The following is a 3172-nucleotide window of genomic DNA, read 5'->3' as shown; positions in this document are numbered from 1 at the left end:
TAAATAAATAGGCATTAGCAAAAAAGATCCGCAAACTGCGATAGTTTGCGGATCTTTTTATTTGGTAAATAATGCCGAAAAGAGCATGAATAAGGCAGGCAAAATATTATTTAGGAAGTGGATCATGATGCTGACCAGGAGTTTACCTGTCTTTTTGTAATAATATGCTAAGACCCAGCCCAAGGTACAATATAAAAGAAGCGTCCAAAAAACATCGCCTAGATGGAAATGAAGTGATCCAAAGACTAGTCCGCTAAAAAAGATCGCTAAAACAGTATTTTTAGGGAAAAAGTAACGCATAAAAATTCCCCGAAAGAGAAGCTCTTCACACAGAGGAGCAAAGATCGCTGTCATCAGAAACATCATGAGAGCGGTATTGGTCGAGAGTTTAAACATTTGTTGTAAAGCCTGATCATTTTGGGTTTGTCCGACTTGCTCCATAAACATTGCGTAGATGATCTTGATGATAAACAAAGCAATAAAACCTGTAATGATAGCATTGATATCTTGATTGGATAGTTTTTGGAAGATCTTATTGGGGCTTGGCTGACCTTTTTTGAATTGCCAGCTAAAAATAACGAGCATCAGTGCATATCCAAGTAAAAGTAAGCCCCACATCAAAATATTTGTCGCTAATGGACTAAAGTTTTGAGGGAGAATATAGGGTAAGGCAAAAACTTGTTGGGGCAAGATCAAGCACAAACCTAATAAAATGAATTTGATGATGCGCCAGGCATAGCTTCCTAATGTTTTTAAGTTCATAGTAGAGATCCCTTCTGTAAAAGTGTAATAAAAAAAGGCTGACGTTATGACGTCAAGCCTTAACATAGGTATTATAACCCAAAAATAGCTTTATATAAAAGGGTCGCGCAAGCACCAGCTGCAAATGGTGCTACAACTGGGATCCAAGCATAACGCCATTGAGAAGAACCCTTATGTTTAAGTGGGAACAACGCATGGACGATGCGAGGGCCTAAGTCACGTGCTGGGTTCAAAGCAGGACCAGTTGGACCACCAAAGGAAGTTACGATGACCATAACTAAGAGCCCGATACCGATAAAGCCTGCACCTTGGTTACCAAGGTTAAAGATCGGCGAATGTGTGATCGCTAAAGCACTGAAGACTAAGGTAAATGTACCAAAGAATTCGTTGACAAAACCATTGAAACGACTTTCAGTCGCATCGATCGTTGAGAAGGTAGCCAAAACTGCTTCTGGATCTTCGGTGATATCGTAGTGTGGCTTGAAACAAGCTAATACGACCAATTGTCCAGCAATTGCGCCTAAGAATTGCATACTTATGTAAGGTAAGACTTCATGCCATGGGAAATCGCCTGCGATGGCTAAACCTAAAGTAAATGCGGGGTTGATATGGTTACCTGAGATCTTACCAAACATCAAAGCTGGGATCATTACGGCAAAACCGTAGCCGATCGAGATGACGATCCAACCACTGTGGTAACCTTTAGTTCCTTTCAATTCAACGTTGGCCACGGAACCGTTCCCCAACATGATCATGAGAGCTGTTCCGAAAAATTCGGCCATTAATCTTGAGTTTAATGCGAACTCCATATTTTCCTCCTAATTAAATAACAATGAAATAATACACTCATATAACTATAATGATTGCAATGGCGGGTGTCAATAGGCTTTCAGAAATATTTTTTTACTAAAAAAGTAGGGTTTTAGTGAGTTAAACAGGGGTAAGGGTTGTATTTTTCACTAAAACGCATACAATTATAGGAGTAGTGTTAATATTTGGATGAAAGGATAGTTTTAATAATAAAAGTTATATGATATCAAAAGCAGTTGCACAATTGCTAAATCAGCGTAAAGAAAAATTTTTGATCCCGGCTGAGATAGTAGCTAATGTCCAAGAGAATAATAGTCTTGAACATGCATTTTTAGTTTTAAGTAAGGTCAAATATGCCAAGATACCTGTATTAGACCAAGATCAACACTTCAAGGGACTATTATCGTTGGCAATGATCACTGAGACGATGTTAGGCTTGACTGGGATCGATCCTACACGTTTAGGATCGATCCCAGTCAAAGATGTGATGCAGACAGATGTTCCAACGATCTGTCCTCCATATGACATGGAAGAGATCTTGCATCTTTTAGTCGATCAGACCTTCCTTGCAGTCGTCGATGAAAATGGAGTCTTTACCGGGATCTTGACTCGTCGCGAAGTGATGAAAGCTGTCAATTATTTGGCGCATGATTTAGAAAAAGAATATATGGTCGAAAAAAGATGACCAAAAAATGCCCAAACTACAGAGCTGCAGTTTGGGCATTGATTTTATGCAGTAGTACCTAAATTTAACGGTGAAGTTGGAATATTGAAGCCTTCATCCTTTAAAGCACGTAAGTAGTTATCCAGTAAAATGCGCTGTACTGTGGCTTGAGCACCATTTTTAGTATAGGCAGTGACCCGAAAAACTAATTCGCCACTTGCAAGGGGGACCACCCCTAAGATCGTTGGACCTGTGACGATCTCAGGTAAGTTAGGTACGACTTTTTGATTTACTTGAGCGATGATCTTTTTCATTTCACTAGCGTCTTTTTTAGGGTCTAAACGAATATCGATCACAGCTTGCATATTATTGCGTGACATGTTGCTAACGACGGTGATACTACGGTTAGGGATGAAATTTAATGTCCCATCATCACTGATCACTTGCGTTGTACGTAAACCAACAGCGTGGATCTTGCCCGTGATCGCATTTATTTTGACAACATCACCGACAGAAAATTGTTGTTCGAGCAGGATGAAAAAACCAGTTACAATATCGGTAACAAATCCTTGAGCCCCTAAACCAAGTGCAACACTGACGATCCCGGCCGAAGCCAATAAGGTGCTAACAGGGATACCTAAGATCGAAAGGATAGCGTAAAAGTAGAAGAACAAAACACAGTAATGAAAGATGTTTTGGGTCAGAGTATAGATCGTTCCCAAACGCCCGATAGAGTAATTAGAATCCTTTTTCTTGGCGGTAGAAAAACTGCGGGTGATGATTTTTTTCCCAACAGAATGAATGATCAAAAAAAGCAGTGAGATCAAAATAAGTGAGATAGTCACCATGATGATCTTAGTGATAATGTTATCCCAATTGATATTTTTTATGTAACTGTCTAAGATGCCCGTTTGTTTGACTACTTGCTTTGAAACG

4 protein-coding genes are annotated in these 3172 nt (G+C 39.5%); 1 reads left to right on the top strand and 3 read right to left on the bottom strand.

Annotated elements, in window-relative coordinates; all coding sequences use genetic code 11:
• Positions 1 to 57: 57 nt before the first annotated feature.
• Together Q9Q35_RS11825 and Q9Q35_RS11820 are read right to left on the bottom strand one after the other, a co-directional pair.
• Entirely contained in the window at positions 58 to 762 is a 705-nt protein-coding gene (locus Q9Q35_RS11825) for a CPBP family intramembrane glutamic endopeptidase (protein WP_304653548.1), read from the bottom strand.
• A gap of 71 nt (positions 763 to 833) precedes the next feature.
• Positions 834 to 1571, bottom strand: a complete 738-nt coding sequence (locus Q9Q35_RS11820; RefSeq protein WP_137421145.1) for an MIP/aquaporin family protein — start codon at positions 1569 to 1571, stop codon at positions 834 to 836.
• Between the two features lie 221 nt (positions 1572 to 1792).
• Between Q9Q35_RS11820 and cbpB the strand changes: the two genes are divergently transcribed.
• The gene (gene cbpB / locus Q9Q35_RS11815) at positions 1793 to 2257 is read left to right on the top strand and encodes a cyclic-di-AMP-binding protein CbpB (protein ID WP_304653547.1); all 465 of its coding nucleotides are present in this window, start codon (positions 1793 to 1795) and stop codon (positions 2255 to 2257) included.
• A 44-nt stretch (positions 2258 to 2301) separates the two neighbouring features.
• On the opposite strand, the gene Q9Q35_RS11810 is transcribed toward cbpB, so the two are convergent.
• On the bottom strand, positions 2302 to 3172 hold an 871-nt coding region (locus tag Q9Q35_RS11810), incomplete at its 5' end, for a mechanosensitive ion channel family protein (RefSeq protein ID WP_304653546.1).

This window comes from uncultured Ligilactobacillus sp. (assembly GCF_948826705.1).
Taxonomy (GTDB): domain Bacteria; phylum Bacillota; class Bacilli; order Lactobacillales; family Lactobacillaceae; genus Ligilactobacillus.
The sequence above is the reverse complement of the archived record's forward strand: the minus strand, read 5'-3'. Positions and strand labels throughout refer to the sequence as shown.